This window comes from Bradyrhizobium jicamae (assembly GCF_018130695.1).
Taxonomy (GTDB): domain Bacteria; phylum Pseudomonadota; class Alphaproteobacteria; order Rhizobiales; family Xanthobacteraceae; genus Bradyrhizobium; species Bradyrhizobium jicamae_B.
In genome coordinates, this window is sequence record NZ_JAFCJX010000006.1 from 287,953 (window position 1) to 313,575 (window position 25,623).

Annotated in this window: 22 protein-coding genes; 9 read left to right on the forward strand and 13 right to left on the reverse strand. The window is 65.3% G+C overall.

From position 1 onward, the window contains the following. Position 1 precedes the first annotated feature (1 nt). The 5 genes from JQ604_RS11350 to JQ604_RS41850 form a co-directional block, all read right to left on the reverse strand. A complete protein-coding gene (locus JQ604_RS11350; RefSeq protein ID WP_212356832.1) occupies positions 2–301 on the reverse strand; it encodes an acylphosphatase in 300 nt (99 codons plus the stop codon). Continuing rightward, positions 298–1,164 (reverse strand): isocitrate lyase/PEP mutase family protein, encoded by an 867-nt coding sequence (locus JQ604_RS11355; RefSeq protein ID WP_212356835.1) that lies wholly within the window; start codon positions 1,162–1,164, stop codon positions 298–300. The genes JQ604_RS11350 and JQ604_RS11355 overlap by 4 nt, the downstream gene beginning before the upstream one ends. A gap of 114 nt (positions 1,165–1,278) precedes the next feature. After that, positions 1,279–3,294, reverse strand: a complete 2,016-nt coding sequence (locus tag JQ604_RS11360; protein ID WP_212356837.1) for an acetyl-CoA carboxylase biotin carboxylase subunit — start codon at positions 3,292–3,294, stop codon at positions 1,279–1,281. Between the two features lie 147 nt (positions 3,295–3,441). After that, complete coding sequence (locus JQ604_RS11365) at positions 3,442–3,651, reverse strand: hypothetical protein (protein WP_212356840.1); 210 nt, start codon at positions 3,649–3,651, stop codon at positions 3,442–3,444. A 56-nt stretch (positions 3,652–3,707) separates the two neighbouring features. Next, complete coding sequence (locus JQ604_RS41850) at positions 3,708–3,833, reverse strand: hypothetical protein (protein ID WP_283817977.1); 126 nt, start codon at positions 3,831–3,833, stop codon at positions 3,708–3,710. Positions 3,834–3,994: 161 nt separating this feature from the next. Here JQ604_RS41850 and JQ604_RS11370 point away from each other — a divergent pair, with 161 nt between their 5' ends. Both JQ604_RS11370 and JQ604_RS11375 read left to right on the forward strand, forming a co-directional pair. Next, positions 3,995–4,756 carry a thermonuclease family protein gene (locus JQ604_RS11370; RefSeq protein ID WP_212356842.1) on the forward strand — a complete coding sequence of 254 codons (762 nt, stop codon included), beginning with the start codon at positions 3,995–3,997 and terminating at the stop codon, positions 4,754–4,756. 111 nt (positions 4,757–4,867) lie between these two features. Beyond that, positions 4,868–7,327 (forward strand): PAS domain-containing protein, encoded by a 2,460-nt coding sequence (locus tag JQ604_RS11375; protein WP_212356844.1) that lies wholly within the window; start codon positions 4,868–4,870, stop codon positions 7,325–7,327. Positions 7,328–7,343: 16 nt separating this feature from the next. Here JQ604_RS11375 and JQ604_RS11380 read toward each other — a convergent pair whose 3' ends face one another. The 4 genes from JQ604_RS11380 to JQ604_RS11395 form a co-directional block, all read right to left on the reverse strand. Beyond that, positions 7,344–7,640, reverse strand: a complete 297-nt coding sequence (locus tag JQ604_RS11380; protein ID WP_212356847.1) for a septal ring lytic transglycosylase RlpA family protein — start codon at positions 7,638–7,640, stop codon at positions 7,344–7,346. 81 nt (positions 7,641–7,721) lie between these two features. Beyond that, complete coding sequence (locus JQ604_RS11385; protein WP_212356850.1) at positions 7,722–10,436, reverse strand: bifunctional diguanylate cyclase/phosphodiesterase; 2,715 nt, start codon at positions 10,434–10,436, stop codon at positions 7,722–7,724. Between the two features lie 92 nt (positions 10,437–10,528). Beyond that, the gene (locus JQ604_RS11390) at positions 10,529–11,068 is read right to left on the reverse strand and encodes a hypothetical protein (protein WP_212356853.1); all 540 of its coding nucleotides are present in this window, start codon (positions 11,066–11,068) and stop codon (positions 10,529–10,531) included. Positions 11,069–11,182: 114 nt separating this feature from the next. Further along, positions 11,183–11,437 (reverse strand): DUF2798 domain-containing protein, encoded by a 255-nt coding sequence (locus JQ604_RS11395; protein ID WP_212356856.1) that lies wholly within the window; start codon positions 11,435–11,437, stop codon positions 11,183–11,185. 200 nt (positions 11,438–11,637) lie between these two features. Between JQ604_RS11395 and JQ604_RS11400 the strand changes: the two genes are divergently transcribed. From JQ604_RS11400 to JQ604_RS11420, 5 genes are all read left to right on the forward strand, one after another. Further along, a complete protein-coding gene (locus tag JQ604_RS11400; protein ID WP_212356859.1) occupies positions 11,638–11,865 on the forward strand; it encodes a hypothetical protein in 228 nt (75 codons plus the stop codon). Positions 11,866–11,941: 76 nt separating this feature from the next. Next, positions 11,942–12,307, forward strand: coding sequence for a hypothetical protein (locus tag JQ604_RS11405; RefSeq protein ID WP_212356862.1), 366 nt, complete (start codon positions 11,942–11,944; stop codon positions 12,305–12,307). A 117-nt stretch (positions 12,308–12,424) separates the two neighbouring features. Next, on the forward strand, positions 12,425–13,648 hold the full coding sequence (locus tag JQ604_RS11410) for an efflux RND transporter periplasmic adaptor subunit (protein ID WP_212356865.1): 1,224 nt from the start codon (positions 12,425–12,427) through the stop codon (positions 13,646–13,648). Beyond that, a complete protein-coding gene (locus JQ604_RS11415; protein ID WP_212356867.1) occupies positions 13,641–16,865 on the forward strand; it encodes an efflux RND transporter permease subunit in 3,225 nt (1,074 codons plus the stop codon). Before JQ604_RS11410 ends, JQ604_RS11415 begins: the two co-directional genes overlap by 8 nt. A gap of 136 nt (positions 16,866–17,001) precedes the next feature. Continuing rightward, positions 17,002–18,834 (forward strand): alkaline phosphatase family protein, encoded by a 1,833-nt coding sequence (locus JQ604_RS11420; protein ID WP_212356870.1) that lies wholly within the window; start codon positions 17,002–17,004, stop codon positions 18,832–18,834. A gap of 41 nt (positions 18,835–18,875) precedes the next feature. Here JQ604_RS11420 and JQ604_RS11425 read toward each other — a convergent pair whose 3' ends face one another. After that, positions 18,876–19,457 (reverse strand): hypothetical protein, encoded by a 582-nt coding sequence (locus JQ604_RS11425; protein ID WP_212356873.1) that lies wholly within the window; start codon positions 19,455–19,457, stop codon positions 18,876–18,878. Positions 19,458–19,847: 390 nt separating this feature from the next. On the opposite strand from JQ604_RS11425, the gene JQ604_RS11430 reads away from it, so the two are divergent. Next, the gene (locus JQ604_RS11430) at positions 19,848–20,507 is read left to right on the forward strand and encodes a peroxiredoxin (protein WP_212356876.1); all 660 of its coding nucleotides are present in this window, start codon (positions 19,848–19,850) and stop codon (positions 20,505–20,507) included. A gap of 2 nt (positions 20,508–20,509) precedes the next feature. Here the strand turns inward: JQ604_RS11430 and JQ604_RS11435 are convergent, their stop codons facing one another. Both JQ604_RS11435 and JQ604_RS11440 read right to left on the reverse strand, forming a co-directional pair. Continuing rightward, entirely contained in the window at positions 20,510–20,911 is a 402-nt protein-coding gene (locus tag JQ604_RS11435; protein ID WP_212356879.1) for a DUF2177 family protein, read from the reverse strand. A gap of 76 nt (positions 20,912–20,987) precedes the next feature. Beyond that, positions 20,988–22,724, reverse strand: a complete 1,737-nt coding sequence (locus JQ604_RS11440) for a methyl-accepting chemotaxis protein (RefSeq protein ID WP_212356882.1) — start codon at positions 22,722–22,724, stop codon at positions 20,988–20,990. 111 nt (positions 22,725–22,835) lie between these two features. Here JQ604_RS11440 and JQ604_RS11445 point away from each other — a divergent pair, with 111 nt between their 5' ends. Next, positions 22,836–24,302: a cryptochrome/photolyase family protein gene (locus tag JQ604_RS11445; RefSeq protein ID WP_212356885.1), complete on the forward strand. Its 1,467-nt coding sequence runs from the start codon at positions 22,836–22,838 to the stop codon at positions 24,300–24,302. Between the two features lie 2 nt (positions 24,303–24,304). Here JQ604_RS11445 and JQ604_RS11450 read toward each other — a convergent pair whose 3' ends face one another. Continuing rightward, a complete protein-coding gene (locus tag JQ604_RS11450) occupies positions 24,305–25,177 on the reverse strand; it encodes a DMT family transporter (protein ID WP_212356902.1) in 873 nt (290 codons plus the stop codon). Positions 25,178–25,623: the final 446 nt, after the last annotated feature.

Here is a 25,623-nt window from a genome sequence, read left to right on the forward strand (position 1 = left end):
GTCAGACCGTCGGCAGGAACGCGAAGCGCTCGCCTGCTCCGCGCAGCTTCAGCAGGTCAGGCGTGCCTGCGCTCTCCTGCACGCTGTCGACGCGCGCCGATGACGGTCCGCGCCGGCAGGTTGCGATCATCTCGGCGACGACGTCCTCGGGGCCGGAAAACACCGCCTCGACGCTGGCGTCGCGGCGGTTGCGCACCCAGCCTTCGAGACGGCGCGCGGTCGCCTCGGATTCCACCCAGGCACGATAGCCGACGCCCTGCACCCGGCCGCTGATCGTGACGTGGCGAATCACGCCGCTCACGTCTTCAGCCCCAGGAAATCGCCGCTGCGCTGCTTGGTCTCGGCCTCGCGCATCGCGCGGCTGGTCAACTCGGCCGACGCGATCCCCTTGAGGTTCTTCGGCGAGGTCCCCTCGCGCAGCGCCTTCAGCGTCTCGTAGACGGCTTGCGTTGCGGCCGCGAACGGCGCGTGGCCCTGCAGCGCGATGCGGACGCGTTGGCTGATCAGATAATCCAGCCCCGTCATCTCCTCGGGCGCACCGCCGAGCACGATCGGCAATGTCGTGGCAGCAGAGATCGCCTCGAGTTCATGGCGCGACTTGATGCCGGTGAAGAACAACGCGTCGACGCCGGTCGCCTCATAGGCCCTGGCGCGAACGATCGCGTCCTCGAGATTGGTGATCGAGACCGCGCCGGTACGGCCGATGATGACCAGCGACGGATCGCTGCGGCCGTCGAGCGCAGCCTTCATCTTGCCGACCCCCTCCTCGAGCGAGATGAGTTGCGTCTTGGACTCGCCGAACGCCTGCGGCAGCAGCGTGTCCTCGATGGTGAGACCGGCGGCGCCTGCCGCCTCCAGCTCCTGCACGGTACGGCGGACGTTGAGCGCGTTGCCATAGCCGTGATCGGCATCGACCAGCACCGGCAGGTGTGCTGCACGTGACATCCGCCGCATCTGCTCGGCGAGTTCGGTCAGCGTGATCAGCGCGATGTCGGGATCGCCCAGCACGGCCAATGAGGCGACCGAGCCGCCGAACATGCCGAGCTCGAAGCCGAGGTCTTCGGCAATGCGGATCGAGGTCGCGTCGTAGACGGAACCCGGGCGGATGCAGCCGGAGCCGGTGAGGATGGCGCGTAGTTTCTCTCGGCGCTGACGGAAAGCCATGGTGCCCTCTGTTCTATCCGCCGTCATTGCGAGCAAAGCGAAGCAATCCATCGTACCGCAAGGAAAGTATGGATTGCTTCGTCGCAGACGCTCCTCGCAACGAAGGGGTTGCGTCTATGCGAACTCCAGGATCAACGCATCGACCGCGAGCGTGGCGCCGGCGGCGGCGTGGACCTTCTTCACGGTGCCGTCGCGCTCGGCGCGCAGCACGTTCTGCATCTTCATGGCCTCGACCACGGCCAGCGTCTCGCCGGCCTTGACCTCCTGCCCTTCGCTCACCTCGATCGAGACCACGAGGCCGGGCATCGGGCACAACAGCTTCTTGCCGGTATCGGCGGCCGAGGTCACCGGCATCAGCCGCGCCGAGGCAGCCTCGGTCTCGGTGAAGACGTAGACCGGAACCTCAAAGCCCTGATGCGCGAGGCGGAAGCCGTTGTTGATGGCGCGCACCTGCAGCGCGACGAACTGGCCGTCGATGGTGCCCTGCCAGACCGGTTCGCCCGGCGCCCAGTTGGAGACGATGTTGTGCGGATTGCCCGGCAGCCCGTCGCTGCCGATGAAGCGCACCGCGATGGCGTCGGACTCGCGGGCGACATCGAGCGCGATCTCCTCGCGATCGAGCCACACCGCGCGGCGGCGCTCGCGCTGCACGATACGGCCGCCCATTTGGCCGGAAATCTGCCGCTTGCGCTCGCCGAGCACGTGGTCGATGGCAGCGCCGACGGCAGCGAGCCGCCGCGCGATCTCGCCTTCCGGCGCGCGTGCCGAAAAGCCCTTCGGGAATTCTTCCGCGATGAAGCCGGTCGACAGCCGGCCTTCGCGCCAGCGCGGATGATTCATCAGCGCCGACAGGAACGGAATGTTGTGGCGGATGCCGTCGACATAAAAGGCGTCGAGCGCGGTGGCCTGCGCCTCGATCGCGGCGGCCCGTGACGGGGCGTGGGTGACGAGCTTGGCGATCATCGGATCGTAATGGATCGATATCTCGCCGCCCTCCTGCACGCCGGTGTCGTTGCGGATGGTGACGCCGTCATGGCTCGCTTCCGACGGCGGACGGTACTTCACGAGGCGTCCGATCGAGGGCAGGAAGTTGCGGAACGGGTCTTCGGCATAGACGCGCGATTCCACCGCCCAGCCGGTCAGGGTCACGTCCTTCTGCGCGAGGCTGAGCTTCTCGCCCGCCGCGACGCGGATCATCTGCTCGACGAGGTCGATGCCGGTGATCAGTTCGGTGACGGGATGCTCGACCTGCAGGCGGGTGTTCATCTCCAGGAAGTAGAAGCTCTTGTCCTGGCCGGCGACGAACTCGACGGTACCGGCGGAATCATAATTCACGGCCTTGGCCAGCGCGACCGCCTGCTCGCCCATCTTGCGGCGGGTGGTCTCGTCGAGCAGCGGCGACGGCGCCTCCTCGATGACCTTCTGGTTGCGGCGCTGGATCGAGCATTCGCGCTCGCCGAGATAGATCACGTTGCCGTGCTTGTCCCCTAACACCTGGATTTCGATGTGGCGGGGATCGACGATGAATTTTTCGATGAAGACGCGGTCGTCGCCGAACGAGGATTTGGCCTCGGCCTTGGCGAGATTGAAGCCTTCGGCGACCTCGGCCTTCGAATGCGCAATGCGCATGCCCTTGCCGCCGCCGCCGGCGGACGCCTTGATCATGACGGGATAGCCGATCTCGTCGGCGATCTGCACGGCGTGGCGGTCGTCCTCGATCACACCGAGATGGCCGGGTACGGTCGACACCTTGGCCTTTGCGGCGGCTTTCTTGGACTCGATCTTGTCGCCCATCGCGGCGATCGCGCCGGGGTTCGGGCCGATGAAGACGATGCCTGCCGCCTCCAGCGCGCGCGGAAACGCCTCGCGCTCGGACAGGAAGCCGTAGCCGGGATGCACGGCCTGCGCCCCGGTCTTGCGGCAGGCCTCGACGATCCTGTCGATCAGAAGGTAGCTCTCGGCCGCGGCCGGCGGGCCGATCAGCACGGCCTCATCGGCCATCTCGACATGCAGCGCGTCGCGGTCGGCCTCGGAATAGACGGCAACCGTCTCGATCCCCATGCGGCGCGCAGTCTTGATGACCCGGCAGGCGATCTCGCCGCGATTGGCGATCAGGATTCGTTTGAACATGCTCTTCTTGCTGGCTTTTGACTTTGGGCAGGATCCTCCCCGCGCAGTGGGGCGCGGGCAACCCCTCCGTGGTACAGCAAAACGCCTCGGAGGCAACTGGTCTAATTTGATCCTACCCCCGCCCTTGGCGGTAGCCCGAGCAGGTCGTCAGCCCGTATAGGTCTGGAAGCGCCCCCGTGTGTAGGCGTGCGATACCGCCTTCATCAGCTCGCTGACCTCGTTCTCCAGATACTCATTGGCCACGATCAGCGCGCGGACGGTGGCGCGCAAATCCCCGCCGCAGGCCGCAATCGCCTGATCGACCGCGGCTTCCAGGCCGTCGTTGTCCTCGGTTTGGGGTTTGGCAGATGAGGACATGAGATCGTTCCGGGATTCCCTTGGAGGCCCTATGTTCTTATTTCGTTCTGGTTTCGTCAATCCGCTGTTTGACGGAGATCGCCCTCGTCAGCCGTCTTTTTCTTGCGACGGAACGGCCGGCCGAGGAACAGCAGCCAGTCGGTGATGGCTTCAAAGATGATATCGATGACGAGTTCGGCCATGCGCTTGCATCCTTCAATTGCAATGCCTGGCCTTTTCTACGCCCCGTTCATCCCGTCAGATGTGATCTGCCGCACGTTCGCAACGCGACATCGCTTGGTTTGTCGACACAGGCCTGTGATAGAAGAGCGTGCGCCTGCTCAAAACGATTTAAAGTGAGACAATGCGGTTTGGAATTTCCCTCGTTGCAACGCTGCTGCTGGCAATTCTCTCCACCGGCGAAGGCTACGCCGCCAATGCCGTCGTCCGCGACGGCAACACGCTCCAGCTCGGCAATGTCACTTACCGGCTCGACGGCATCGACGCACCGGCGTTCGACCAGCTGTGCATCGACGAGCATGCCGACCCCTGGACCTGCGGCGTCGAGGCGCGCGATCAGCTCGCCAAGCTGATCGGCGGCAAGCAGGTGCGCTGTGACGACATCGGCGTCGACCCGACCACCAAGAAGCGCCGTCTCGGTGTCTGCAAGATCGAGGGCGATCCGACCAGCCTCAGCCAGTTGCTGGTGCGTCAGGGCTTTGCGCTGAATGTCGAGGCCTCCGCAACCGGACGCTTCAAGCCGGACGAAGCCGCGGCAAAGGACAATCGTCTGGGGCTGTGGAAAGGCTGCTTCGTCGCGCCGCGCGAGTTCCGCGTCGGCAAGTCGGATGGCGCCCTGCTCGGCGGCGCCTGCCCCGCCGATCGCGACAAGCAGATCCGTGAAGCGCTCTTCCCGCAGGACATCGCGATGCCCGCCGGCTGCAACATCAAGGGCAAATATGCTGTGCGCGCCCGCGTCACCGGCAACCTCGGCATCTATCACCTGCAGGCGTGCCGCAGCTATCCGGGCCTCGGTAATCCGGACCGCTGGTTCTGCTCGGAGGACGACGCGCAGGCCGCCGGGTTCCGCAGGGCCTATAATTGTCGCCCGCCCAAGGCAAAGTAACCGAAGGCCAAGTAACCCAAGGCCAAGCAAGCGGCGACATGAGCCGGCAAATCGCGCTGGCAAAGCAGCCTCGTGATATGTGAGACTGCATCTCAGAGGTTGCCGGCGCGAATGAGTCCTCCCGATCCCTCCGATGCACTCCCCGAGGCTGAGGCCGCCGAACGGCTGCGGCAGCATCTGGAAGAGATCGCCCGCGAGCGCGACCGGGCCCATCGCGCGCTGCAAGAGCGCGAGGCGGAGCTGGCGCGGATCCAGCGCATCGCCAAGGTCGGCGGCCTCGAGATCGACTTCCGCGACGGCGTCAAAAACCGTCGCTCTCCCGAATATCTGCTGGTCCATGGGCTTCCATCGGAGGCCGCCAATGAAGCCTATGAGGACTGGATCGCACGCATCCACCCCGAGGATCGCCAGCGCACCATCAGGCATCTGTTCGAGGTGCTGAAGAGCGATCGCGAGGACTACACCGCGGTCTACCGGATCATCCGCCCCGATGACGGCGAGCACCGCTGGATCCGCGTCGTCGCCAAGATCGAGCGCGAAAAAAGCGGTCGCGCGCTGCGGCTGGTCGGCGCCGATCTCGACGTCACCGACCAGATGCTGGCGCAGGAGACGTTGCGCGAGAGCGAGGAGCGCTTTCGCCTGATCGCCGACAGCGCGCCGGTGCCGATCTGGGTGACCAAGCTCGACCGCACCCGCTCCTTCGCCAACCAGGCCTATCTGGATTTCCTCGGCCTGCCGTTCGAGCAGGCGATCGTGTTCGACTGGCGCAAGGCGCTGCATCCCGACGATCTGCCGCGGGTGCTGCAGGAGCAGATCACCGGCGAGCTCTCGCTAAAGCCGTTCGTGCTGGAGGCGCGCTACCGCGACGCCAGGGGCGACTGGCGCTGGCTGCGCTCGGAGTCGCAGCCGCGCTGGGACCCGAACGGCAAGCATATCGGCTTCATCGGCGTCGCCCACGACATCACCGCCGCCAAGGAAGCGGAGATCGAACTCAGGAAGCTCAACGAGACGCTCGAGCACCGGATTCAGGAGCGCACCGCACAGCTTGAATCGCGTGAAGCCCAGATGCGCGCCATTCTGGAGACCAGTCACCAGTATCAGGGGCTGCTCAACCAGCATGGCGACCTGCTCTATGCCAACAAGACCGCACTGGCAGGGATTCGCGCCGACGCAAGCGATGTGGCCGGCAAGCCGTTCTGGGACACGCCCTGGTTCGCCACCACCGAGGGCGTGGCACAAACCGTCAAGGACGCCTTCACCGCGGTGATGCGCGGCGAGGAATTCCGGACCGAGATCGCGGTGCGGCTGCCGATCGGCGACCGCCATTTCGATTTCGGGATGCGGCCGCTGCATGATCGCGACGGCGCCATCGTCGGCGCGGTGCCGGAGGCCGTCGACATCACCGAACGGCGCAAAGGCGAAGAGGCGCTGCGCCAGGCGCAGAAGATGGAAGCGGTCGGCCAGCTGACCGGCGGCGTCGCGCACGACTTCAACAATCTGCTCACCATCATCCGCTCGGCGACCGACTTCCTGCGCCGCCGCGACCTGCCGGACGAGCGTCGCCGCCGCTACATCGACGCGATCGCAGAGACCGTGGAGCGCGCCTCGAAGCTGACGGCGCAGTTGCTGGCCTTCGCGCGCCGGCAACCACTGAAGCCGGAAGTCTTCAATGTCGGTGCCCAGGTCGACAGCGTCGCGCAACTGATCCGCCCCCTGGTCGGCGGCCGCATCACCATCGAGGTCAGGATCTACGATGCGGACTGTTTTGCGATCGCGGACATCGGCCAGTTCGAGACCGCGCTGATCAACCTCGCCGTCAATGCGCGTGACGCAATGAACAGCGAGGGGCACCTCACGATAAGCGTCAGCAAGGTGCAGGCGATCCCTGCCCTGCGCGCCCAGCCGCCACGCAGCGGCGATTTCGTTGCGGTGTCGATCGAAGACACCGGCAGCGGTATCTCACCGCACCATATCGACGCGATCTTCGAGCCGTTCTTCACGACCAAGGAGGTCGGCAAGGGCACCGGCCTCGGCCTCAGCCAGGCCTTCGGCTTCGCCAAGCAGTCGGACGGCGACATCGATGTCGTGAGCACGCCCGGTGCGGGCGCCAGATTCACCATTTATCTGCCGCAGGCGACGCGGCCGAGCGATGAGAAGATCATTGCGGCTGCAGGCAGTGAACAGGCCAGCATCGGCCGCGGCTACCGCGTCCTCGTCGTCGAGGACAATGACGACGTCGGGCGCTTCTCCACCGAGCTGCTCGAGGATCTCGGCTATTCCGTCAAGCGCGCAGCCAATGCCAATGCGGCACTGGCGATCCTGTCGCAGGACGAATTCTCCGCCGACCTCGTGTTCTCCGACGTGATCATGCCCGGCATGAACGGCGTCGAGCTCGCCGGCATCATCCGCGACCGCTACCCCGGCCTGCCCGTGGTGCTGACCAGCGGCTACAGCAACGTGCTCGCCGAAAGCGCCCATAGCGGCTTCGAGCTGATCCAGAAACCCTACTCGGTCGAGGCGCTGTCGCGCACGCTGCGGAAGGCGATCACCGAGACCTCCACGCGCGCCTGACCAGCTTCCTTCCGATCTACTCGATCATCACATGCGCGACGCCCATCTGCAGGATGCCGAGCGCCCGCGCCGCCTTGGTCGAGATATCGATGATCCGCCCGCGCACGAAAGGACCGCGATCATTGACGCGGCACTGGATCGAGCGCCCGCCATAGGACACCCGGATCATGCTGCCGAATGGCCTGCTGCGATGCGCACAGGTCAGTTCTCCGCTCTTGCCGATGCCCCGGTAATAGGACGCAATCCCGCTCTCTGCGCTTGCCGCGGAGGAGGCAAACAGCAGCAGAACGGCTGAAGCCGCAATCGTTTTCATGGATCGCCTGCCGGTCAGCCCCGCAAGGGAACGCGGTTCCGGCGATTCGGTTCCCGGTTCAGGCGATGTTGACGGGAGATTTCAGGCTGCGTTCTCGACGGCGTCGGCGGCAAGCAGCGCGGCGAGGTCTCTTGCCGGCACCGGCTTGCTGAACAGGTAGCCCTGCATCTGGGTGCAGCCGAGCAGCTGCACGGTGTCGCGCTGCTGCTCGGTCTCGACGCCCTCGGCGGTCGTGATCATGTTGCGGTCGGCGGCGATCGAGACGACGGCGCGGATGATCGAGGCCGACGACGAGTTGCGCGCGACCTCCTTGACGAAGGAGCGGTCGATCTTGATCTTGTCGAACGGGAAGCGCTGCAGATATTGCAGCGAGGAATAGCCGGTGCCGAAATCGTCGAGCGCGATGTGGACGCCGAGCGCGCGCAGCTGGTTGAGCGCCACCAGCGCCGCATCGTCGTCGGCGATCAGCACCGCCTCGGTGATCTCGAGCTCGAGCCGGCGCGGATCGAGCCCGCTCGCGGCGAGCGCGGCCGCGACCTTCAGCGACAGCGTTTCCGACCTGAACTGCACCGGCGAGACGTTGACGGCCACGCGCACATGCGCAGGCCAGGTCGCAGCCTCGGTGCAGGCGGTGCGCAGCACCCACTGCCCGATCTCCTCGATCAGGCCGGTCTCCTCGGCGACGGGGATGAACTCGGCAGGCGAGATCATGCCGCGCACCGGATGCCGCCAGCGCAGCAGCGCCTCGCAGCCGGTCACCTCGTCGCTGCGCAAATCGACCAGCGGCTGGTAGTGCAGCTCGAATCCATCATCGACCAGCGCGACACGCATGTCGGCTTCCAGCTCGCGGCGCAGATTGGCCTGCTTCTCCATCGCCGGATCGAAGAAGCGATAGGTCCGCCGGCCGGCGGCCTTGGCGGCATACATCGCAAGATCCGCACTCTTGAGCAGGGCGAGCAGGTCGGAGCCGTGGCGCGGCGCCACCGCGATGCCGATGCTGGCGTCGCTCGACAGCCGGTGGCCGTGGCAATCGAACGGCGTGCGCAGCGCCTGGTAGAGCCGGCCAACGAGATCGCTGACATCGGCATCGGAGGCGATGTTGTGCTGGACGATGGCGAATTCATCGCCGCCGAGGCGGGCGATGAAATCGTCAGCGCCGACCGAGGCGCGCAGCTTCTCCGCGACACCTTTGAGGAATTCATCGCCGATCAGATGGCCGAGCGAGTCGTTGATGCGCTTGAACTCGTCGATGTCGATATAGAGGATCGCGAACTGGCTGCTCTCGGCTTGCAGCAGCATGCCTTCGGCGTGGCGCTGGAACAGCGTCCGGTTCGGCAAATTGGTCAGCGCGTCGAAATGCGCCAGATGCTCGATCCGCGCCTGCACGCGCCGGCCTTCGGTAACGTCCTCCAGCGTGGTTGCCCAGCCGCCGTCGGACGAACGCTTGTAGATCAGGCGGATGCTGCGGCCGTCGGGAACGGTGACCACCGTGTCCTGAACCTGATCGGTGTCGCGGTTGGTGAAGCGCGCACAATATTCATCAACGTCGCCGACGAAAGATCCGATCGCCTGCCGGTGCAGGATCACGTCACGCAAGTGGCAGCCGGGCTTCACCACGTCGGGCGAAACGCCGAACAGGTCGATATATTGCTGGTTGCAGATGACGAGCCGGGCCGAGGCGTCGAACAGCAGCAGCCCCTGGGTCATGGTGTTGATCGCGGTGTCGAGATGCCGGCTCTTCTCCGACAGCTTGTGCTGGGCGGCGTCGTGCTGGCGTTTGAGCTGGCGCACGATCAGGAAGATCGTGACGACAACGACGACGATCGCGAGCACGGCGGCGAAGAACTGCAGCCGGGTCTGCGACCGCCAGTCGTCGAGCGCGCTGGAGGCCTTGGTCGTCGCCAGGATCAGGATCGGATAATGCGACAGCGACTTGACGGCGCCGACATTCTCCTCGTCCTCCACGCTGCTGATGAAGCGGCCCGACGTATTTCCGCCGAGGCTCAGGACACGCTGAAACAGCGGCTGCCTGGCGATGTTGCGGCCGAGGACGCCGGGATCGGCGGGATAGCGCGCGATGATGGTGCCGTCCCAATGGATCATCGAGATCGTGGTCTCGCTGCTCAGCGCCAGCGAGGCGACGAAATCCTCGAAATGGCTGGCTTCGACCCCGCGGCTGGCAAAGCCGATGATCTCGCCGGAGCTGTTGACGATCTTGCGCGCGAAGATCGTGGTCCACTTGCCGGTCACCCGGCTGATGGCCGGCTCGACAATGACGTCAGGCGTCGGCTTTCCCGAGGTGAACTCCTTGAAGTAGCGACGGTCGGCAATGTTGATGTCGGTGACCGGCCACATCTCCGACGAGTTGATCAGCCAGCCCTTGGCATTGAAGATGTTGAGCGAGCCGACATGAGGCAATGCCGCAAGCCGCGTGCGCAGCATTTCGTGCGCGGTCAAGAGCGACATCGTCCGCTCGAACTGCTCGGCGGTCTCGATGTTCCCGGCCTGCATGTGGGCGACGACGTCCTCATGGACGTGCTGCAGATCGGAAAGTTGCTGATCGAAGTGGCGCGACAGCAGCAGCGCCGTGTTGTTCAGCTCGCGCTCGGTCACCTCCAGCGCACGCTCGCGAAACTGCAGTGCGAGGTAGCCGGTGCCCAGCATGATCGCGAGCACCAGCAATCCGGCGCTCAGGACCAGCCACTGGATCGCGCCCAGCCTGATCCTGCGTAGCGCACCGAAGTTCGGCAGCCACCGGTGGTCCGGGCTTGCGCTGTCGGTTGAGCGAATTGACATTTCCCTGCCCCTGCAGGCAGTTGTTCTACGGGAACACAACCCAAGGGGCGGTTAGGAAAGTCGGTTATTGAAGCGTTAAGTGCCTGCCGGAATCAGGCAGTTGCCATCTCGGCAGCCGCGGCGTCGTTCGGCTCTTTCAGGCTGCATTCGATCAGGGCGCCCTCGACCGTGAACTTCGCGAATGGCGACAGCGGCGAGTCGACCTGGAGCGCGGCGAAGAACTGCGAGTCGCCCGGGCTCTTCAGGAAAAAGCGGATGTGGCTTGCCGACAGCGAATCTCTGGACAACCACACCACGCCCGAGAACAGCGCGACCATGATCTGGGCGTAGTCGCTCGTGCTTGCGAGGCCAAGGTCATAAATCGGCGATACGTTGACGAAACGGACGCGCAGCGCCGGCGTCGGATATTTGCTCATCAGCAGCCGCCGGGCCTGGCAGACCGCATGCACCCGCTCGCCGTCGGCGAGGTAGTAGAGGCCCTGGCTGTCGCCGTCCTTCGTGGTCAGCGCATCAAAAATGGCGATGCCGCCAACGGTGGCAAAGTCCTCGCCGACGCCTTCAGCGTCCTTCTTCCACTGAGCCTTGATGTTGCGCCAGGTCCGCTCGGGATCCTCGAATGGCAAAAGCCGCATGGTTAACCGGCGGTTAAAGGAGTGATCGATCCCCGTGATGTTACGATGGAGGATTTAAATGTTCTCTTACGCGGGTACCGGCAACGGCCACGACGACCGTTGCCGGCACATTGCTCATCTGGCTGATGGTGCGGATGTCACGACAAGCGCGACGATCCGGCGGACCAGCGGCAACACCGTCAGCAGCGTCGGAAACGCGACGAGCCACGACAAGGCCCAGGCGCCCGGCCAGGTGGCGAGGAACGCTTGCGTCGGACCAAGGCTCCTCAAGGTCGAGATCATCGAGACGACAAAAGTCATCAGCACCGACAGGACAAGCGGCATCACGACCGGCGCATAGCGCGCCGGCAGTTTGCGAACTGCAATCATGGTTTCACTTTGCGAAGTTCGATCGGTCAATCACGTCATTTGAAATATCCGCAGTCGCCCGATCATACGGGTGATGCGTTGCTTGACGTGAGACGCTTACGGCGCTGAATAGCGGCGCGCTACCCATAGGGGCCGGCGCGTCCGCTCGCAAGCACGATCGGGCCACACGGTTTACAATCGTTCCAGACCGCAGAAGACCGATGGATGCACTGACACTGTTCGGACTGTTCGCCGTGACCCTGATGCTGGTCTGCTATGCCGCCGAGGAGCGCAGCCATTGGTTCATCCTGGCGTTCGCCGTCGCCTGCGGGCTCGGCTCGATCTATGGCTTCCTGCAGGGCGCGTGGCCGTTCGGACTGGTCGAAGCGATCTGGGCCGTCGTTGCCGCGCGGCGCTGGCTGCTGCGGCGTCACGCGATCGGGGCGTAACGTTATACTATTCAGCGGTGCGATGACGCGGCCTCGGCGCTTGAAGCGCAGCGAGGCCGGCGCTAAATGAGGGCAGATGGACACCTCGCCCGCCAAAATTGATTCTGTTTCGCGCACGACCCCGTCGCGCCGCTGGCGCAGCGTGTTCGCGGGCTTGATCTCGCTGGCGCTGGTGTTGTCGTTCTTCCACGGCTGGGCCTTCGACACCGATGATGGCGGCCCGGCGTTCTCGGTCGCCCAGTCGAGCGGTGATGCCAGCGGCAAGTCGCCGGCCCATCCGCCCTCGCCGCACGGCGATCACTGCCTGACCCATGTCGCATCGGTCGCCACGCAGGACGCCGTGCTTGGGATCGACTACGGTGCGCACGCCTATCGCATCGTCAGCGTGCGCGCGCCGGCCTCCGCCGACCTGCTCTCTCCTTTCAAACCACCTCGCGCCTGATCCGGTCGTTTGACTGATCATATCTCGCGGCCCGCAGAGCGCCGCCGCGAGATCGTTCCCGCACATCGATGTTGCAACGGCGCCGGCACGATTCGGCCGCGCCGTGGAGAGGCGCATATGAAACGTATCGTGCTGTTCTGCGCCGGCGTGGCTGCCGGCATTGGGCTCGTCACCGCGTCGGCCGGATGGCTGCGGTGGCCTGTCGTGTTCCCCACGGCCGCCCAAGACACCGCCGCAAGCGGCGATGCCAAAGCGCCGGACAAGCATCATGGTCCCGGCCATATCGAGCTTGCGGACGACCAGATCAGGGAGGCCGGCATCACGCTGTCGCCGGTGAGCGGTGGATTGCTGAAGCGCCACTTCCTGGCCCCGGGCTCGCTGATCCCCGATGCCGACCATATCGGCCGCGTGTCAGTCCGCGTGCTCGCCACCGTTGCCGAGTTGCGCAAGCGCCTCGGCGACAGCGTCGAGAAGGGCGAGGTCGTCGCCGTGATCGAGAGCCGCGAGGTCGCCGACGCCAAGAGCGAATACCTCGCCGCGCGCCTGACCAATGACCTGCAGCAGACACTCTACAACAGGCAGAAGATTTTGGTCGAAAGCCGCACCGTCTCGGAGAACGAGTTCCTGCGCACCCGCCTCACCGCCAACGACGCCCAGATCAAGCTCGATGGCGCGCGGCAAAAACTGTTCGCGCTTGGCCTCTCCGAAAGCGAGATCACCGACCTGCCGAACCAGCCGGCGGAAAGCCTGCGAAAGCAATCGCTGCGCGCACCGATCTCGGGCCGCATTTCCGAGCGGCGCGTCGATCTCGGCGGGTTGATCGGCCGCGAGGGCCAGGAGAGCGAGCTGTTCGTCATCGTCAATCTCGACGACATCTGGGTCGATCTCGCGGTGTCACCGGAAGACATCGCAGCGGTGCGCGAAGGCGTACCGGTGAAGATCCGCGCCATCGGCAGCGATGACGAGGCCAGCGCTGACGTGATCTTCGTCAGCCCCCTGCTCGACCGCGAGACCCGCAACGCCCGCGTCATCGCGACCTTGCCCAACAAGGATCACCGCTGGAAGCCCGGCACCTTCATCACCGCGGAAGTCCCGCTCGGCGGCGCACCGTCGAACGTGATGATCTCCAAGAAGGCCCTGCAGACCATCAAGGGCACGCCGACCGTCTTCGTCCGCAATACCGACGGTTTTGAGGCCCGGTCCGTCCGTACCGGCCGCGAGGATGACGACGACATCGAGATCGTAAATGGCCTGTCACCCGGGGAGACCATCGCCATCGACAACAGCTTTGTGCTGAAGGCCGAACTGGAGAAGGGTGAAGCGGAGCACGACCATGATTGAGCGGATCATCGACTTCTCGATCCGGCACCGCTGGGTCGTCGTCACGCTCGCTGCGATCCTGATGCTGCTCGGCGGCTTCGCGCTGACCCGGCTGCCGATCGACGCCGTGCCCGACATCACCAACAAGCAGGTGCAGATCAACACCACGGCGCCCGCGCTGTCGCCGGCCGAGATCGAGAAGCAGATCACCTTTCCGATCGAAACGGCGCTGGCCGGAGCGCCCGGGCTCGAGAGCACCCGCTCGCTGTCGCGCAACGGCTTTTCGCAGATCACGGCCGTGTTCAGCGAATCCACCGATATCTATTTCGCACGTCAGCAGATCGGCGAGCGCCTGACCGAGGTCCGCGCCCGCCTGCCGCAGGGCATCGAGCCGCGGATCGGCCCGACCTCCACGGGGCTCGGCGAAATCTACATGTGGACCGTGCACTATTCCGGCGAGAAGGCACCGACCGACGGCGCGCCCGGCCTGCAGAGCGATGGCCGCTTCCTGACCGCCGACGGCCAGGTGCTGCGCAGTGACGTCGAGAAGGACGCGTACCTGCGCACCGTGCAGGACTGGATCATCAAGCCGCAGATCAAGATGGTGGCTGGCGTCGCCGGCGTCGATTCGATCGGCGGCTACCTCAAGCAGTACCAGGTGCATCCCGACGCGGCGAAGCTGATCGCGCTCGGGCTGACCTTCGCCGACGTCGCCAAGGCGATCGAGGGCAACAATGTCAGCCGCGGCGCGCGCTACATCGAGCGCAACGGCGAAGGCTTTGTGGTGCGCTCCGGCGGCCGGCTGGAGAATATCGACGAGCTGGGCGCCGTCGTCGTCACCACCCGCGGCGGCGTTCCCGTCCGCATCCGCGATCTCGCCACGCTCTCGATCGGCGGCGAGACACGAACCGGTAGCGCCAGCGAGAACGGACGTGAGGTCGTGGTCGGAACCGCGTTGATGCTGATCGGCGCCAACAGCCGGTCGGTATCGGCGGCGGTCGACGCCAAGCTGCGCGCCATCGCGCCGTCGCTGCCGCCGGGCGTCGAGGTCAAGACCTTGCTCGATCGCACCCAGCTGGTCGACGCCACCATCGGTACCGTGACGCGCAATCTGAGCGAAGGCGCGCTGCTCGTCATCGCGGTGCTATTCCTGCTGCTCGGCAATTTCCGCGCGGCGCTAATCACCGCCCTCGTGATCCCGCTCGCAATGCTGATGACTGCGATCGGCATGTGGCAGGGCCGCATCAGCGCCAATCTGATGAGCCTCGGCGCGCTGGATTTCGGCCTGATCGTCGACGGCGCGGTCATCGTCACCGAGAACAGCCTGCGACATCTCGCTGAAAAGCAGCAGGCGCTCGGGCGCATCCTCACCCGCGACGAACGGCTCGCGACGGTCCGCGCGTCCGCCGTCGAGATGGTGCAGCCAAGCCTCTACGGCCAGGCCATCATCCTGCTCGTCTACGTGCCGCTCCTCACCTTCACCGGCGTCGAAGGCAAGATGTTCGAGCCCATGGCCCTCACGGTCATCCTGGCGCTCGCCGCGGCCTTCGTGCTGTCGCTGACACTGGTGCCGGCCTTGATCGCGCTCGCCATCACCGGCCGCGTGCAGGAGAAGGAAAACCGCCTGGTCGCGGGCCTGAAGCGCATCTATCGGCCGCTGCTGCGCCGCTCGATTGTGACGCCGATACCGGTGATCGCCATCGCCGTCGTGCTGTTCGCGGCCGCGCTGTTCGGCTTCGCCCGTCTTGGCCAGGAGTTCATCCCCTCGCTCGACGAGAAAAACATCGCGATGCATGCGCTGCGGATTCCGAGCACGGCGTTGTCGCAGTCGCAGACGATGCAGCTGTCGGTCGAGAAAACCGTGAGCCGCTTTCCGCAGGTGTCGTTCGTGTTCTCCAAGACCGGCACGGCAGAAGTCGCGAGCGATCCGATGCCGCCGAATGCCTCCGACACCTTCATCATCCTCAAGCCCCGCGAGCAATGGCCCGATCCATCGCTGACCAAGGACCAGCTGATCGAGGACATATCGAAAGCCGTCGGCCGGCTACCCGGCAATGTCTATGAGTTCACCCAGCCGATCCAGATGCGCTTCAACGAGCTGCTGGCCGGCGTCCGCGGCGATATCGCGGTGAAGATCTTCGGCGATGAGTTTGCGCCGATGCTGAAGGCCGCCAATGAGGTGGCGGCGAGCCTGCGCGCGGTTCACGGCGCAACCGACGTCAAGGTGGAACAGGCCGGCGGGCTTCCCGTGCTCGAGATCAAGGTCGACAAGGCCGCCATCGCGCGGCGCGGCCTCAGCGTCTCCGCGGTGCAGGACGTGATCGGCGCCGCGGTCGGCGGCCAGGAGGCCGGCGTGGTGTTCGAGGGCGATCGCAGCTTTGACATCGTGGTCCGGCTGCCCGAGAGCGTTCGCTCCGACCTCGAGGCGCTCAGTAATTTGCCGGTCGCGCTGCCGAAGGCGATGCCGACGGCGCCGGTGCAGAGCCTGCCGCTCAACCGTGTCGCGCAATTCTCGTTCACGGAGGGGCCGAACCAGATCAGCCGCGAGAACGGCAAACGCCGCATCGTGGTCACGGCCAATGTCCGCGGCCGTGATCTCGGCTCGGTTGTCGAGGAGGCGCAGGCCCGGGTCGCGCAAAACGTGAAACTGCCACCCGGCTACTGGATGACCTGGGGCGGCCAGTCCGAGAATCTCGCAGCAGCGCGGCAGCGGCTTGGTCTCGTCGTGCCGGCCTGCTTTGCGATGATCTTCCTGCTGCTGCTTGCGGCGATGGGCTCGGCGCGCGACGCGCTGCTGGTGTTCAGCGCGGTGCCGCTGGCGCTCACCGGCGGCGTTGCCGCGCTCTGGCTACGCGGCATGCCGTTCTCGATCTCGGCTGCGGTCGGCTTCATCGCGCTATCGGGGGTCGCCGTGCTGAACGGACTGGTGATGCTGAGCTTCATTCGTCAGCTGCGCGCGCAAGGCCTGCCGCTCGCGGCCGCGATCGAGCAAGGCGCCCTCACCCGCTTCCGCCCCGTTGTCATGACCGCGCTGGTGGCCTCGCTCGGCTTCGTGCCGATGGCGTTTGCGACCGGCACCGGCGCCGAGGTGCAGAAGCCGCTGGCCACCGTCGTGATCGGCGGCCTGATCAGCGCAACCCTGCTGACGCTCGCGGTTCTGCCTGCGCTCTATGCGCGATATGGTCATGCGCGAAGCGGTGCACGGAGCGGGAGTGTTGCCGTTCAGCCGGCCGAATGACGCCGAGCGGCGCTCCACAGGCAAAATCGCGGCTGTTATTCAGCCGTGCCCCCGTTGTAACATTTCTGTCATGTGGCAAAACTAAACGAAGGCGGCGGCGACCGCCGCGATCTGCTCTCGATGGGGAAACAACAACATGCGCCGTGCACTCTCACTGCTGTCCGCCAGCCTGATCGCGCTATCCGCAGGCGCCGCCTCGGCGCAGAACGCCAAGCCGCGCAACCTCATCCTGTTCGTCCCCGACGGCCTGCGCGGCGGCATCGTGACGCCGCAGACCGCGCCCGCGATGGCCGAGGTCCGCGACAAGGGCGTCAACTTCAAGAACTCGCACTCGCTGTTCCCGACCTTCACGATGGCGAACGGCTCCGCACTGTCGACCGGCCATTATCTCGGCGACACCGGCACCTTCTCCAACACGATCTACACCGGTTACAGCTCGGTGCCCGCTGGCGACACCGTCGTGCCCTTCATCGAGAACGACGCGGTGCTCGCCGACATCGATGACCATTTCAACGGCGACTATCTCAACGAGGAGACGCTGCTGAAGATGGCGCGCGGCCAGGGTTTCAGCACGGCCGCCATCGGCAAGCTCGGCCCGACCTTGCTGTTCGACCACACCGATCGCGGCAAGACCACGATCGTGATCGACGATTCCACCGGCGGCAAGACCGGCGTGCCGCTCTCCGACGAGATGAAGGACGCGCTGACCAAGGCGGGTCTGCCGGTAGCGACGCCGCCGCGCGGCGAGAATTCCAAGGCCGGCGACGCCAAGACCCCGGGCACGACCAGCGCGAATGTTGCGCAGCAGGCCTACATGGCCGACGTCGCCACCAAGGTCGTGCTGCCGATGTTCAAGGCGCGCAACAAGCCGTTCGTGCTGGTGTTCTGGTCGCGCGATCCCGACGGCAGCCAGCACAACACCGGCGACAGCCTCAACACCATCACGCCCGGCATCAACGGCCCGACCTCGATGGCCGGCATCAAGAATGCCGACAACAATCTCGCCCAGCTGCGCAAGGCGCTCGACGAGCTCGGCCTCGCCGCCGACACCAACATCATGATCTCCTCGGACCACGGCTTCTCGACGATCTCGAAGGAGAGCAAGACGAGCCCCTCGGCGAAAATTTCCTATGACGACACGCCGAAGGATTTCCTGCCGATGGGCTTCCTCGCGATCGATCTCGCGAAGGCGCTGAACCTGCCGCTCTACGATCCCAACGACAAAAACGCCAAGGTCGCCGACAACGCGCATCCGAAGGCCGGCAACGGCGTGCTCGGCCAGGATCCGACCAAGCCCGAAATCGTGATCGCGACCAATGGCGGCTCGGACCTGATCTATCTGCCCGGCAAGGACAACAAAAAGCTCGCCGACCGCGTCATCAAGGCGCTGATCGAGCAGGACTATGTCAGCGGCCTGTTCGTCGACGACAAGCTCGGCCGCTTCCCCGGTACGCTGCCGATGTCGGCGCTCAACCTGAAGGGCAAGGCGGTGACACCTCACCCGGCGATCGTGGTCAACTTCCGCTCCTGGTCGAGCGGCTGCGAGATCCCGACTAACTGCTCGGTGCAGGTCGCCGACACCATCCTGCGCCAGGGCCAGGGCATGCATGGCAGCTTCAGCCGCGGCGACACCTTCAACTTCACCGCCGCGATCGGCCCGGACTTCAAGGCCGGCCATGTCGACGCGCTTCCCGTCAGCAATGCCGACGTCGGCATGACCGCCGCCAAGCTGCTCGGCCTGCGCGCGCCCAACAATGGCGGCCTGATCGGGCGGGTGATGTCGGAGGCGCTGCCGAACGGTATCGTGCCGAAGATGGCCGACGGCACCATCACCTCGAAGCCTGCAGCCAACGGCCTGCGCACCGTGCTGAAATTCCAGCGCGTGCTCTCGACCCGCTACTTCGACGTCGCGGGATTCCCGGGGCGGACGCTGGGGCTCGAGGGCGAACAGAAAACGGCGAGGAAGTGATCCCCGCCGCTCGCTGAATTCAACTCGATCGGGATGATCGCTTAGATGATCCCGATGTCGAGCACGCTCGGCAGCTGGGCTGCGAGCGGCAGCGCGGTGGCGCCAACCAGGGTTGCGACCATCGCGGTCAGCGCGCGATTGCTGCGGCGCTTGCCCTGCATCTGGCCGGCGATCCACTCCAGAACCTTGGTGTCGATGTTGGTCGCCTTCTTCGGCGCCCAGCTCTCGATATCGGTGTCGGGCGCGAGTGCGACCGTGCGCGGCGGCACCGGCAGGCCGGACTCGGAGGCGGCATGATGGGCGATCGCCTTGGCGAGCAGATCGTCGAAGCGGCCGTCATCGGTCCGCTCGGCGGCTGCCTCGTTGATCTCGAACAGCGCCTCGGCCTCGGCCCGGCTGACGGGCTGATGCTCGACCGCGGACGCGGTCAGGATGCGCGCGCACCAGGCGGCGTCATCGGCATCGAGGGCGCGGGAGAAATGGATACGGCCCTTGGTGGTCGGGCCTTCGCCGGTGATGACGCCGTCGCGGACGATGGTTAGTGCGTGGGCGGCGGTCTTGCGGCAGGACGGTTGCAATGCGCCGCTGGTCAATTCAGCGGCCTTGGTACTTGGGGCAGACATAATGAGACTTCTCAATTCCCTATCTTTGATGACCAGCTTTTCCATGCGGGCGTAAACGAGTGGTTAAGGATTCGAAACCCGTTTCCCAACATTTCGAGATGGTTGCTGTTTGGTCGCTATGACCCCTGTCATGGTTCGGTCGTATAGCACCCGGGGCCGGCGTGATGGCGGCGATATCAGGCAATATCTGGGCAAATCCAAGCTTTTCGTCTCGCGTTGTTATTTCGCCGCAGGGGCATGGATCGAAGGAAAATGCTAGAAGTTCCCACTCAGGGAGAAGGATTTCACCTTTTGCGGAACCGGGTTCACTTACGCCCCGCCGCGCCTTATACTCTTCGTATCACCTCGAACATAAATTCATCAGCAACTTCAACGACATGAGGTAGAACCATGGCACTCCCCATCGGCACCACCGCCCCCGATTTCGAAGCCCAGACCACCGAGGGCAAAATCAAATTCCACGACTGGATCGGCAACAGCTGGGCGATGCTGTTCTCGCACCCCAAGGACTTCACCCCGGTCTGCACCACCGAACTCGGCGCGCTGGCCCGCCTGAAGCCGGAATTCGACAAGCGCGGCGTCAAGCTGATGGGCCTCTCGGTGGACCCGGTCGACCGCCACGCCAAATGGGCCGAGGACATCAAGGAGACCCAGGGTGCCGCGCCGAACTACCCGATGATCGGCGACACCGACTACAACGTCTCCAAGCTCTACGACATGCTGCCGGCCTCGACCTCCGGCGATCCCCTGACCCGTACGCCTGCCGACAACCAGACGGTCCGCAACGTGTTCGTCATCGGGCCTGACAAGAAAATCAAGCTCGTCATGGTCTATCCGATGACCACCGGCCGTAACTTCCAGGAGATCCTGCGCTCGATCGACTCGCTGCAGATGACGGCCAAGCATCGCGTCGCGACGCCGGCCGACTGGAAGCACGGCGAGGACGTCATCATCGCGGGCTCGGTCAGCGACGACGAGGCCAAGACGATTTACCCGCAGGGGTGGAAGGCGCCGAAGCCCTACATCCGCATCGTACCGCAGCCGAAGTAAGTTCAAGTCCGCGGCACCAGCCAGTCGGCAATCAACAGCGCGGCGGTCGATGAGACCGCCGTGACCGCCGCGCCCCAGCCGACGTCGACAATCGCGACCGGCCAGGTCCAGTGCCTCAAGAGCGACAGCGACGTCAGGTCGAAGGTCGCGTAGCAAAACAGCCCGAACAGCGCGCCATAGAGCAGCGTCGACGGCCAGCTTGCGCCCTGCCCGCCGCTGACGAAGATCACCGTTCCCGCGACATAGAGCAGATAGAACAGGATCGCCGGCGCGAGCTTGATCTCGCCCAGCATGTTGCCGACTTGCGATGTGAAGAAGTCCTTGGCGACGATGCCGAGGAACAGGAAGTCCAGCGGCACCAGCACCAGCAGCGTCGCCAGATAGAGCACGGCGTATCGATTCACGGATATCTCCGTCCCCGCAGGCTGCGGACGTCATAGTTACGTCCGACTGGCCGGCGGGTTTCACGGTCCGCAGTGCTCAGGCCGCCCGCACCCCGTCGAGGAATTTCTGCACCTCGCCCTTCAGGTGCAGGCTTTCCTTGGACAGCGCCTGGGCCGAGGCGAACATCCGGCTCGAGGTCTCGCCGGTCTCGTTGGCGCCCTGGGCTGCATTGCGGACATTGGCGGCGACGTCGGCGGTGCCGCTGGCAGCAGCCCGCACGCTCTGGGCGATGTTGGCGGTCGCGCCGCGCTGCTGCTCGACGGCGGCCGAGATCGAGGTCGCGATGTCGCTGATGCGCTCGATGGTCTGGCCGATCGCCTTGATGGCGCCGACCGACTCTTCGGTTGCGGTCTGCATCTGCGCGATCTGGCTGGAAATCTCCTCGGTCGCCTTCGCGGTCTGGCCGGCGAGGCTCTTGACCTCCTGCGCCACCACCGCAAAGCCGCGGCCCGCGTCGCCAGCGCGCGCCGCCTCGATCGTGGCGTTCAGCGCCAGCAAATTCGTCTGCTCGGCGATCGAGGTGATCAGCTTGACAACGTCCCCGATCCGGGCGCCCGCCTCCGACAATTCGGTGATGCGTGCGTCGGTCGCGTTGGCCTGCTTGACGGCGTCGGCCGCGATGCCGTTCGACTCCTGCACCCGGCGGGTGATCTCGGCGATCGAGTTCGAGAGCTCGTCGGAGGCGGCCGCCGCCGTGCGCACGTGGTCGGAGGCGATCTCCGAGGCATTGGCGGATTCCTGCGACAGGCCGGCGGTGGTCCGCGCCGCGTCGGTGAGCTGGCTTGCCACGCGCTCGAACTCGCTGGACGAAGTGAGCACCTTGTCGAGGATGCCGCCGACGCCCGACTGGAACGCGTCGACGAAGCGACGCAGCTCGACCTTGCGCTGCTCGGTGGCCGCGACCGCAGCTGCCGTCTGCTCGTCGCGCATCTTGCGGCGCTCCAGCGAGTTGTTCTTGAACACCGCGACGGTGCGCGCGATCTCGCCGATCTCGTCGGCGCGGTGGTCGCAATCGATCACGACGTCGTTGTTGCCTTCGGCGATCGCGGTCAGCGATTTCGTCACCGAGCTCAGCGGCTTCGTCACCCGACGCACCAGCAGCATGGTCAGCATCAGCACCAGCAGCACGGCAACGCCGGCCGCGATCAGCATGTTGCGCAGCGCTTCCGCCAGCATCGCGTCGAGCTGCTCCATCGGAATGCCGACATAGAGCACGCCGATCACCTTTCCGGCCGGCCCGACGACGGGATAATAGGCCGTCATGAACGACTTGCCGAACAGATTGGCCGGCCCCTTATAGGCCTCGCCCCGCCGCAGCGGTGCTTGCCCGGGATGATCGGCCGCGAGCTGGGTACCGACGGCGCGCTCGCCGTCCTGCTTCTTCACATTGGTGGAGCGGCGGACGAACTGGCCGGAGGCATCGTCATAGACGAACAGGGTCGCATTGCCGCCGACATAGGACACCGCGCGGTCGACGATCGCATGGTCCTTGAATTCGGGCATCTTCGGGGCTTCGGCGCGGACGACGGCACCGTCCTTCAGCGTGATCCTGGCCTCGCCAAAACTCTCGCCGAACGCCAGCGCCAGGGTGCGCAGATTGACCTCGACGTCACGGCGCGCGCGATCGGCGAATTCCTCGGACAGCGACCAATAGGCGGCGCCGATCACCAGTGCGGTATTGACCGCGATCAGGAAGACCGCGCTGACCACAGCTTTCGTGCCGAGCTTGAGCTTCAGCGAAGGCAGGTACTTCCCAATCGACGACGCGGCCATAAGATCAATCCCCTGAAAGCCCAACATTTGATGGGTTTTGTTTACGATCGGCTTAATGGTAGTGGGGTCCGGGAACCCGGAAGTTACCGAGACGTTAACGAGGGGTTTTGGATGGAGCGTGGTGTGCAGCCGATCATCGTCTGGTTTCGCGACGATCTGCGGCTGTCGGATCATCCCGCGCTCCATGAAGCCGCCGCGCGCGGCGCGCCGGTGATCTGCCTTTACGTTCTGGATGAAGAGAGCCGCGCGCTGAAGGCGCCGGCCGCGCGGTCCCTCGGCGGCGCGGCGCGCTGGTGGCTGGCGCAGTCGCTGCGCGCGCTGGCCAGGAGTCTCGAGGCCCGTGGCGTGCCGCTGGTGTTGCGGGAAGGCGCGGCAGCCGACGTCATCGCGGCGATGGCGCGCGAAACTGACGCCCGCGCCGTGTTCTGGAACACAATCGCGCATACGCCGCATCAAGCCGTTGAGGCGGAGATTCAAGCGGCGCTTGCAAATGACGGCATCGACTCGCAAATTTTCGCGGGCGACCTGCTCGTCGAGCCCAAGGCGATCCGCAACAAGGAGAACCGCGGACTGCGCGTCTTCACGCCGTTCTGGCGCCGGGTGCAGGGATTTGGCGATCCGCCAAAACCACTGCCGGCGCCGCGGAAGCTCACGGCTCGCCCCGAGGTCGCAAGCGATGCGCTCGATGACTGGAAACTCGAACCGACGCGGCCGGACTGGGCCGGCGGGCTGCGCGAGAGCTGGACGCCGGGCGAAGCTTCTGCGCAGGCGCGGCTGAAAGCGTTCCTTGGCAAGGGCGTGCATGGCTACACCGACGACCGCGACCGGCCCGACCGCGACGGCACCTCGCGCCTGTCGCCGCATCTGCGCTTCGGTGAGATCAGCCCGCGGCAGATCTGGCATGCCGCGCGATTTGCCGCGGCCGAGCACCCTCGCCTCACCGCCGACATCGACAAGTTCCTGAGCGAGCTCGGTTGGCGCGAGTTCTGCCGACATCTGCTGTTCGACGTGCCTGACATGGCCGGCCGAAACCTGCAGGAGAGTTTTGACGGGTTTCCGTGGAAGCGCGACACGAAGGCGTTGAAGGCCTGGCAGCGCGGGCTGACCGGCTATCCCATTGTCGACGCCGGCATGCGCCAGCTCTGGCACACCGGCGTGATGCATAACCGCGTGCGCATGGTGGTCGCCTCCTTCCTGGTGAAGCATCTGCTGATCGACTGGCGGCAAGGCGAGCAATGGTTCTGGGATACGCTTGTCGATGCCGATGCCGGCAGCAATCCGGCGAACTGGCAGTGGGTGGCAGGCTCGGGCGCGGATGCTGCACCCTATTTCCGCGTCTTCAACCCGATCTTGCAGGGCGAGAAGTTCGACCCCGACGGCGTCTACATCCGCCGCTGGGTGCCGGAATTGGCTGATCTGCCCAACGATCTCATCCACCAGCCCTGGACTGCGACGCCGATCGAACTGGCCGGCGCGAATATCACGCTCGGCAAGACCTATCCGGAGCCGATCATCGACCACAAGGTTGGCCGCGAGCGTGCGCTCGCCGCCTACGCCAAAATCCGCGGCAAGGATTGAGCTCAGGTCCTGCGATTGACCAGGAACACCGCCGCCGCACAGGCCCCCATGCCCGCGATTGCGACGGGATCTAGCCGCTCGCCGAACAGAACGTACGCCATCAGGGCGGTCACCGCGGGCACCAGATAGAACAGGCTCGCCACTGACGTTGCGGCATGATGGCGGATCAGCCAGTACAACAGCCCGATCGAGCCGATCGACAGCGCGAACACCAGCCAGGTCAGCGCCAGCACGAACTCGGTGGTCCAGTGCACGACATTGGTCTCGAACAGCCAGGCGCCGATCCCGAAGAAGATCGTCACCGCGATGTACTGCACGACGTTGCCGGCGCGCCAGTCGATCGCGTTGCAGTAGCGGCGCTGATAGAGCGTGCCGAGCGTGATGCTGATCAGCGAGATCACCGAGGCGAACCAGCCCCAGCCCGCCTGCCCCGTCATCGGCCGGTCGTGCAGGATCAGCGCGACGCCGGCCAAGCCCAGCACCAGCCCGCCCCATTGCAGCGGCGTGACGCGCTCGCCGAGCCAGCGGTTGGCGATGGTCGAGGTCAGGATCGGCTGCAGGCCGGGGATCAGCGCCGACAGCCCGGCCGGAATCGAATGCGCGATCGCAATCGCGGTGCCGCCGAGATAGATGCCGTGCACGAGGATGCCGGCCACCGCACTGTGGAACACGCCGCTCGCATCCGGCCAGCGCGGCCGCGCAATCGCCGCGATCACCGTCATCACGACGACCACGATCGCCATCCGGATCGACAGATAGGTCAGCGGCTCGGCGTTGTTGATGACGTATTTGGTCCCGATGAATCCCGTGCTCCACAGCACGACAAATATCGCCGGCGCCAGGCGTGCGGCCGTTTCCTCGAAGCTCTTGTTCATTGCGGGAATGCATTGCCTGAAGATGCGGCGGCGGGCAATGGTGAAGTTGATGAGCGTTGCGAATGGTGCCCGACGAAATAGTGCAGTGCCGTAGGGTGGGCAAAGGAGCGCAGCGACGTGCCCACCATTTCCGGCGTGCTCGTGATGGTGGGCACGCTTCCGCCTTCGCTCGCTGAGCTACGGCGTGACGGGGTCGCTTTGCCCACCCTACGGCACTCGACACAGCTTCGCATTCTCGCGGCATGATTTGCCCGAGTTGTCCATCTCGTTCCGCCCTCTCTCGATAGCGAGGGCGCAGGGAAGACCGGGTGCACGCCGCACCCGCGGTCTCGCGCGCCATGTGCACAGAAGAAGTGCGCGCACGAGCATACAGGTTTGGCGGAGGCATCCGGCCTTCCCTGCGCGATGGCTTTACGGCTTATACGTGCTCGCCCTGGTGAGACTCT

What these genes read in the sequence shown, in the direction of transcription:
- JQ604_RS11355 (WP_212356835.1), bottom strand. Translation starts at nt 1,164, where the DNA reads ATGGCTTTCCGTCAGCGCCGAGAGAAACTACGCGCCATCCTCACCGGC.
- JQ604_RS11360 (WP_212356837.1), bottom strand. Translation starts at nt 3,294, where the DNA reads ATGTTCAAACGAATCCTGATCGCCAATCGCGGCGAGATCGCCTGCCGG.
- JQ604_RS11365 (WP_212356840.1), bottom strand. Translation starts at nt 3,651, where the DNA reads ATGTCCTCATCTGCCAAACCCCAAACCGAGGACAACGACGGCCTGGAA.
- JQ604_RS41850 (WP_283817977.1), bottom strand. Translation starts at nt 3,833, where the DNA reads ATGGCCGAACTCGTCATCGATATCATCTTTGAAGCCATCACCGACTGG.
- JQ604_RS11370 (WP_212356842.1), top strand. Translation starts at nt 3,995, where the DNA reads ATGCGGTTTGGAATTTCCCTCGTTGCAACGCTGCTGCTGGCAATTCTC.
- JQ604_RS11375 (WP_212356844.1), top strand. Translation starts at nt 4,868, where the DNA reads ATGAGTCCTCCCGATCCCTCCGATGCACTCCCCGAGGCTGAGGCCGCC.
- JQ604_RS11380 (WP_212356847.1), bottom strand. Translation starts at nt 7,640, where the DNA reads ATGAAAACGATTGCGGCTTCAGCCGTTCTGCTGCTGTTTGCCTCCTCC.
- JQ604_RS11385 (WP_212356850.1), bottom strand. Translation starts at nt 10,436, where the DNA reads ATGTCAATTCGCTCAACCGACAGCGCAAGCCCGGACCACCGGTGGCTG.
- JQ604_RS11390 (WP_212356853.1), bottom strand. Translation starts at nt 11,068, where the DNA reads ATGCGGCTTTTGCCATTCGAGGATCCCGAGCGGACCTGGCGCAACATC.
- JQ604_RS11395 (WP_212356856.1), bottom strand. Translation starts at nt 11,437, where the DNA reads ATGATTGCAGTTCGCAAACTGCCGGCGCGCTATGCGCCGGTCGTGATG.
- JQ604_RS11400 (WP_212356859.1), top strand. Translation starts at nt 11,638, where the DNA reads ATGGATGCACTGACACTGTTCGGACTGTTCGCCGTGACCCTGATGCTG.
- JQ604_RS11405 (WP_212356862.1), top strand. Translation starts at nt 11,942, where the DNA reads ATGGACACCTCGCCCGCCAAAATTGATTCTGTTTCGCGCACGACCCCG.
- JQ604_RS11410 (WP_212356865.1), top strand. Translation starts at nt 12,425, where the DNA reads ATGAAACGTATCGTGCTGTTCTGCGCCGGCGTGGCTGCCGGCATTGGG.
- JQ604_RS11415 (WP_212356867.1), top strand. Translation starts at nt 13,641, where the DNA reads ATGATTGAGCGGATCATCGACTTCTCGATCCGGCACCGCTGGGTCGTC.
- JQ604_RS11420 (WP_212356870.1), top strand. Translation starts at nt 17,002, where the DNA reads ATGCGCCGTGCACTCTCACTGCTGTCCGCCAGCCTGATCGCGCTATCC.
- JQ604_RS11425 (WP_212356873.1), bottom strand. Translation starts at nt 19,457, where the DNA reads ATGTCTGCCCCAAGTACCAAGGCCGCTGAATTGACCAGCGGCGCATTG.
- JQ604_RS11430 (WP_212356876.1), top strand. Translation starts at nt 19,848, where the DNA reads ATGGCACTCCCCATCGGCACCACCGCCCCCGATTTCGAAGCCCAGACC.
- JQ604_RS11440 (WP_212356882.1), bottom strand. Translation starts at nt 22,724, where the DNA reads ATGGCCGCGTCGTCGATTGGGAAGTACCTGCCTTCGCTGAAGCTCAAG.
- JQ604_RS11445 (WP_212356885.1), top strand. Translation starts at nt 22,836, where the DNA reads ATGGAGCGTGGTGTGCAGCCGATCATCGTCTGGTTTCGCGACGATCTG.
- JQ604_RS11450 (WP_212356902.1), bottom strand. Translation starts at nt 25,177, where the DNA reads ATGAACAAGAGCTTCGAGGAAACGGCCGCACGCCTGGCGCCGGCGATA.